At 57.6% G+C, this 6,519-nt stretch carries 7 protein-coding genes; 4 read left to right on the plus strand and 3 right to left on the minus strand.

Features of this window, described 5'->3' with window-relative positions; genetic code table 11:
* Positions 1–231 (minus strand): hypothetical protein (locus tag VGK48_26175; GenBank protein HEY2384678.1); only part of this gene is annotated, 231 nt, incomplete at its 3' end.
* 2 nt (positions 232–233) lie between these two features.
* Positions 234–1,130, minus strand: a complete 897-nt coding sequence (locus VGK48_26180) for a hypothetical protein (protein ID HEY2384679.1) — start codon at positions 1,128–1,130, stop codon at positions 234–236.
* Between the two features lie 38 nt (positions 1,131–1,168).
* Here VGK48_26180 and VGK48_26185 point away from each other — a divergent pair, with 38 nt between their 5' ends.
* Positions 1,169–1,618, plus strand: a complete 450-nt coding sequence (locus tag VGK48_26185) for a hypothetical protein (protein ID HEY2384680.1) — start codon at positions 1,169–1,171, stop codon at positions 1,616–1,618.
* A gap of 8 nt (positions 1,619–1,626) precedes the next feature.
* Here the strand turns inward: VGK48_26185 and VGK48_26190 are convergent, their stop codons facing one another.
* The gene (locus VGK48_26190) at positions 1,627–2,907 is read right to left on the minus strand and encodes a hypothetical protein (GenBank protein HEY2384681.1); all 1,281 of its coding nucleotides are present in this window, start codon (positions 2,905–2,907) and stop codon (positions 1,627–1,629) included.
* Positions 2,908–3,335: 428 nt separating this feature from the next.
* Between VGK48_26190 and VGK48_26195 the strand changes: the two genes are divergently transcribed.
* The 3 genes from VGK48_26195 (at position 3,336) to VGK48_26205 (ending at position 6,386) form a co-directional block, all read left to right on the plus strand.
* A complete protein-coding gene (locus tag VGK48_26195; protein ID HEY2384682.1) occupies positions 3,336–4,154 on the plus strand; it encodes a 3'(2'),5'-bisphosphate nucleotidase CysQ in 819 nt (272 codons plus the stop codon).
* Between the two features lies 1 nt (position 4,155).
* Positions 4,156–4,899, plus strand: a complete 744-nt coding sequence (locus VGK48_26200) for a sulfite exporter TauE/SafE family protein (protein ID HEY2384683.1) — start codon at positions 4,156–4,158, stop codon at positions 4,897–4,899.
* 197 nt (positions 4,900–5,096) lie between these two features.
* On the plus strand, positions 5,097–6,386 hold the full coding sequence (locus tag VGK48_26205) for a beta-ketoacyl-[acyl-carrier-protein] synthase family protein (GenBank protein ID HEY2384684.1): 1,290 nt from the start codon (positions 5,097–5,099) through the stop codon (positions 6,384–6,386).
* Positions 6,387–6,519: the final 133 nt, after the last annotated feature.

Consider the following 6,519-nt stretch of genomic DNA (forward strand, 5'->3'; position numbering starts at 1 on the left):
ACCTGTCTGTACGGCGATGTTGCCGCCCGCCCCTCCGAGCAGATAAACATTGCCCGCGACCTTGAGGGTTTGGACCTGCATCTTTGAAAAATCCGGATTCAAGGGAGGCGGCATTTGCCGCGGCGTCCGGATTTGCTGGGCCTGCTGAGCGCTAACGAACATCGAACCACCGGCGATGAGGACCGAACCGGTAACGGCCGACGCCAATATCCTTTGGAGTTTGTTTTTCATCTCTAGTCCTTGCCGCCCGCTGGCGTATAGACGGCTTTCGGCAGCGTCTTCATCCGCTGCCGGTATTCCGGATACATCGTTTGCGGTCCACCGAGCGTCACTTCCTGCGGCAGATTATGCGTCGCGGCATATTCCGCAGTGTATGGATTCTCACCGGCGAAATAACTCGGGACCTCGCCACGGGGCCGCTCGCCTTCTTCGATGTATTCGCACGGCCAGAACGCATTGAAGTTATTGGGATTGGGAATGAGATCGAAATCTTCGCTCTTGATGAGCGGCTCGGCAAGATAGATCGGATCCTCCGTCACCTCGATGTGTGTGAGCAGATTTCCGTGACGGATATAGTGTTCGATGACCGTCACTTCGTCGCTGGCCGGAATGTTCTCGCGCCGATGCCAGCCCTGCTTGACGTGGGTCGTTGTCACCGTGAGCATATTCCCTTCCCAGACTCCGGTCGAGAACCCCATCCAGGTGTGCGGCGCGAATTCCGACGGATGCGGCCTTCCATCCATCCAGATCGTGCGGCCCTGCTCATACGTATTGATGTATTCGTGGATGGCGATCAGTTGAAAATTGATCGGATCCCGTTCTTCCCAAAGGCGCATCTGCAGGGGGCCACGATGTATGTACTCGACGACGTGCACCTGGCACTGATGCTCGGGAAGAGAGAGGCGCCCGGGCCGGTATGCAAGGCCCCACTGGCGGGCGTAGTCGTTGATCGGGAGTCCGAGAAACTCGATCAGGGACGGTCCGGCGAGGCGCTCCGGATTATCTTCGTCCCCCACACGTGGATTCCACACGCCGGTCAAATCCAACTGGGCAAATGCCGGCACTCCTGCAAAGAGCATCAGGCCCAAAAGTGACGGAATGATGAATCTCGCTCTGCGGACCAATCTCATAAGGGTACCTCGGCCGCACATTATAATGTTTCCGTCGAATGGTGGCGCGAATCATTTTTTTCATCATTATGGTCTTGGCTGCGGACGCCAGGGGCCCGTGGCTGGGCACATGGCAGCTGAATCCCGGGAAGTCCCAGACCGCCTCCGATAGATACAAGCGGGTGGTATCCAGGATCGAACCCTGGGAGGACGGCCTGAAGGTCACATACGAGATGGTCGGCGTGCGTGGAGGCGTGACCTATCTGGAATGGGCCGGCAAATTAGACGGGAAGGATTATCCCGTCGAAGGAGCCGATTACACCATGACGAACGCGTATACGCTCCTCACCGATCACACGTATCAGATTGTCGTCAAAGTCGAGGGCAGCCTGGTGCAAACGGCGCATGTCGAGGTGTCCCCGGACGGGAAAACCCTGACCACAGTGACCACCTCGAAAGATGCCCACGGCCGGACGACCACAGCGACCAGCGTCTACGACCGCAGGTAAGTATTTCACTACTGTTCTTCAGGCCGGATCCAGCGGAAACCGCTGGTCAGAAGTCTGAACGTGTCGAAATCCACGAGTTCCAATTGCAGGTGGATCTTGTGCCCGTCCATCCCGCCATCCAGGATCAAATGATCGGGCGCCGGCCTCTGGTAGGTAAAATCCGCCCTCCATTTACTATTCGGTCTGGTCAGAGCAATCGTGTTGGAATAAATGTCGATCGACGCGCTGTAGCGCGCAAACGAATCGTCGATCCGTTGGAAGGCAACTTTGTCCGGTGTATCAAAAATAACCCGGCGCCAGCGCCGGTCGTAATCCGCGAGAAAAGGCGCGCGAACTTCGCCGTCGATCGAGAGTTCGTCCACCTTCCAGATCCCATAGAGCGGAGAGCGCGGGCTTTTATCGCCTTCGGCGTGCCAGTAAGTCCAGTTCGCATACGCCTGGATGCCGATGAGATATATTCCAAGAAAAACCTGGACCGCGACGGCTATCCGATTCCTCGCAGCACTTTTGAACAGATGCTGCTGCGTGGAGGAGCCGGCCGCCCGATCGGGAAAGAAGAAAAAGGTAGCCAGGCGGTGAAACTCGGACCCGAGCAAAAACAGTGCCAGCAGGATCAAGTGCAATGAGATCTGCTTCAGACCGATGTCATACGTCATATTCAGAACAAAAACTTGTGACATGTCCGCCAGGCAAATCAGAGCGCCGAGCGTCGTCGTGCGGGAGGTGAGCAGGAGGATGCCTCCCAGCATCTCGGCGCACCCGGTAAAAACTTCATAGGCCGGAGCCGCCCCGATCGACGTCCATAGAATATTGCTGAGGGATAGATTCCCGACTGGCGTGACGAGTGTATTCAGTGTCGGTCTGGCGAATTGAACCGGAATGATCTTCGTCATGCCGTATTCGAACATCGAGGCAGCGAGAGCCAGTCGAATGAAGAGGCGGAACCATTTATGAAATGTGTCGTAATTACTACGATTACGGTCTAATGCCGACCAGATCACCGTACCGATGACGGCAACGGTCAAAAGCCATAACGTCTGCACCCAGAAGAAGGCCGTTTCGCCACTGCCGGCCGCGTAAGCCATCGGGGTTGTGATTCCCAGGACGTGAGCCGCCACCCATTCTGTGATTTCCCGCAGGGGCCAGAGCGAACCGAGCCCGCGAAATGAAACAAAAGGGAGGAGGAAAAGACTGCCTGATATTTGCGTCGCCAGGCAAAACAGACCCAGGTACAGGCAGAAGAACCGGAAGGCGATAAGAGTGAGTGGTTTCCAGCGTAGCTCTTTCAACAGGTGCTTTTTGCCACAGAATGCATATAAATAACAAAAGGAACTTTTGGCGTTCGGAACGAGGCGTGCATCAAAATCGCTCCGGCGGAGTCAAATACATCATGCGCAATGAAACGACAACAACAGTCCACGTTTCACCAATCCGGCTGTGGCAGGCGCTTTGTGGAGGCGCGCAACTCCCGCAGGGACAATACCAACACGTTATACAGTGCGTGGCATGCGAAGAACTGGCAACGCAAATCGGTGACGCGTTGGATGATATCGAAGAGGCACTGCGCCGGAATCACATCGGCGTGTCCGGATCTCATAGCACGTCACGATTGAATTAGACGGTCGCCCTCGCCAGGTGGTACCCGGCGAGTATCCCGCGGCCGTCCGGTATCACCAATCCGGAAATTCCCGTTTCATTCCTTACAAATCCGTTCATCATGGTAGCGATGCAGAAGGAACTCGAAACCGCCAAAGAGCTGGCGCTCAGCGCCGGGGCAATCCTGATGGGCTATTTTGAGAAATCCGTCTCTGTCGATTGGAAAGCGCCTGGGGATCCGGTAACGGCCGCCGATCGCGATGCGAACGATCTCATCGTTGCAGAACTCAAACGTCAATTTCCGGGCCACGGCATTTTGTCCGAGGAGGAGGAAGACGATCTCAGCCGGCTCGATCGGACATTCGTCTGGATGGTCGATCCGATGGACGGCACGCGCGAATTCATCGACCATCGTGAAGACTTCGCGGTTCAAATCGGACTCGTGACCGGAGGGATTCCCATCCTTGGGGTCGTCTATCAACCCGCAAAGGACAAGTTGTATTACGCCTCCGCAGGGATGGGCGCTTTCCTCGAGACCGGAGGCACGACGACCCGGCTGCAGGTCTCGGCGGAGCAGACAGCTGCGATGATGACGGCCGCCGTAAGCCGTTCGCATCGCTCCTCGCGCGTCACTGCAATACTCGACCAGCTGCGAATCAAAGAATCCATCGCGATGGGCAGCGTCGGCTTGAAGGTCGGAATCGTCTGCGAAGGACGTGCTCATCTATATATCCACCCGGGAGGCCGCACAAAGCTGTGGGACACCTGCGCGCCTGAAGCCATCCTTCGGGAAGCCGGCGGCCGCATGACCGACGCGTCCAACAACCCTTTGCGTTACGACACTCCCGAGTATCGCAATCTGAACGGGCTGGTCGCCACAAACAGCGTGATCCACGATCGCGTCGTTCAAGTCACGCAAGCGGTGCTCGCAACCTTCTGAAATGAGTTCGTATCTGCTGCTGATTGCCTCAGCCCTCGGCGCCGGCTTGATGAATTCCGTCGCCGGAGGCGGATCCTTTCTCACCTTCCCGGCCCTCGTGTTCACGGGTGTACCTTCGATCATCGCCAATGCAACGAGCACGGTCGCGTTGTTCCCTGGCGCTCTGGCCAGCGCCTGGGCATACCGTGGGGATTTCAAAGGCCTCGAAAGAATTCCTCTGAAGCCAGCGCTGATTGTAAGCATTGCCGGAGGAGTGGTTGGTGCGCTGCTGCTGCTCTTCACCTCGCAGAAGACATTCGATCTCGTCATCCCGTGGCTTCTGCTTGGGGCGACCCTCAGCTTTGCGCTGGGACCGTCGATTATGAAGAAGTTCAAACGCCAGAACTGGATGGGTCCGCGAACTCTTATCGCGTTCCAGTTCATCGTCGGTATTTACGGCGGATATTTCGGAGGCGCGGTCGGCATCATCATGCTTGCCGTCTGGACCCTGGCCGGCATGCGCGATATCCATGCCATGAACGGCGGACGAACGCTCCTGGGCGGCGTCATGAATGCGGCGGCAGTCGTTTGCTTTATCATCGCCCACAAAATCTGGTGGCTTCAAACGTCGATGATGTTGATCGCCGCGGTTGCCGGTGGATATGCCGGGGCAACATTCGCGAGACGCGTCAATCCTGCGGTGGTGCGCAGCATCATCATCGTCGTCAGTATCACGGTCACCGCCGCGTTCTTCCTGCGCCACTGATCTGGCGAAATTGTTTTTCACGCCTGGTTGTCATGCCCGCTTTTGCAGCAGTCCCGGGCGGGTCTCGCCATTTCCGCGAAACTTTCTGCTAAAATGAGCCGCTACGCGGAACTGCGACCGATCGAATGTCCTAACCGCCCCGCCTGCTGCTCAGCCGTCAAAGACAAGCAAATGACAAATGGCCGCACATCCGCGGCGTGTATGATGGGAATGTGCCGTTTACCTCCAGCCATAATCCGAGGTCTGGCCGCATCGTCGTCAGTGGGTTTGGATGCCTGACGCCGCTTGGAAACTGCCGCGACGAGCTGTGGGACGGCTTCCGCAACGCTCGCAGCGGGATCCAGCGCATTTCCGCCTTTGATCCTTCCAGACATTCCGTACAAATTGCCGGAGAAGTACGCGGCATCGATCCTTATCAATATTTTCACCCGAAAGAGCGCCCGCACATCTCAAGAGCGGCGGCATTGGCCGTCGTGGCGGCACGGCAGGTTCTCGAAGATGCCAGGCTCAATCCCGAAATACTCACGCTGGAGGAACGAAGACGGATTGCAGTCGTCCTCGGCAGCGGTGGGGGAGGCCTCGAGTTTACCGAGCGGCAGTATGAGCACTGGTATCGGGGCGAGCCGAAGAAAGCCAGCGTCTACACGATTCCGACGTCGACATTGGGAACCCTAAGCAGCGAAATTTCCATGGCGTTCGGCCTGCATGGATGCAGTCACATGGTGTCCACGGGCTGCACCAGTTCGACCGACGCGCTTTTTTACGCGAGCGAAGCCATCATCAGCGGCCGCGCCGACATCGTTGTCACCGGCGGCGTGGACACTCCGATCGCGCCGGGGATTCTCGCCGGCTTCTCGCTCATGCGAATTCTCACCGAATCGTGGAACGACCGGCCGGAATGCGGTTCGAGACCGTTTTCGAAGGATCGCGACGGATTTGTGCTCGGCGAGGGCGCCTGGCTTTACGTGGTGGAAACCGAACAGTCCGCCCGCGCAAGAGGGGCCAGGATCTATGCGGAGATTCTCGGCTACGGGTCGACCTGCGACGCCCATCACCGGGTGCGGCTCGACGAATCGGGCATTGAACCCGCGCGCGCCATGGAACTTGCGATCAAGGAAGCCGGCCTGACGACAGCCGACATCGACTACGTGAATCTTCATGGAACCTCAACGGAGTTGAACGACCGCATCGAGACGCGCGCCATCAAGCAGTGCTTCAAAGAACACGCGCCTCGCATACCGATGAGTTCGACAAAATCGATGGTCGGACATCCCCAGGGAGCGAGCGGCGCCGCCGGAATCAGCGCGATTCTTTTCGCGCTGACCGAGGGAATCATCCCGCCTACTCTGAATCTCGAGCAGCCCGATCCGGAATGTGACCTCGATTACGTGCCGTGTGTTCCACGCGAACACCGCGTACGATACGCCGTGGCGAACTGCATCGGGTTTGGATCAAAAAACTCCGCGCTGGTTCTGGGAGAGTTTTAGCCGCAGATGACGGTAGAGTAGGCGAGTGAGCGAAGCCAGAGGCCGACTCACTCGCCCCTCGTCGAACCGGACATGCAGATCTCCCGCATCCGGCTCTCATGTAAACAATCGACCAGAACGACGTGGCAGGGCC

Source organism: Terriglobia bacterium (assembly GCA_036496425.1).
Taxonomy (GTDB): Bacteria; Acidobacteriota; Terriglobia; order 20CM-2-55-15; family 20CM-2-55-15; genus 20CM-2-55-15.

Excerpts from the sequence above, each read along its gene's own strand:
- VGK48_26180 (HEY2384679.1), bottom strand. The coding sequence starts at position 1,130 with ATGAGATTGGTCCGCAGAGCGAGATTCATCATTCCGTCACTTTTGGGC.
- VGK48_26185 (HEY2384680.1), top strand. The coding sequence starts at position 1,169 with ATGGTGGCGCGAATCATTTTTTTCATCATTATGGTCTTGGCTGCGGAC.
- VGK48_26195 (HEY2384682.1), top strand. The coding sequence starts at position 3,336 with ATGGTAGCGATGCAGAAGGAACTCGAAACCGCCAAAGAGCTGGCGCTC.
- VGK48_26200 (HEY2384683.1), top strand. The coding sequence starts at position 4,156 with ATGAGTTCGTATCTGCTGCTGATTGCCTCAGCCCTCGGCGCCGGCTTG.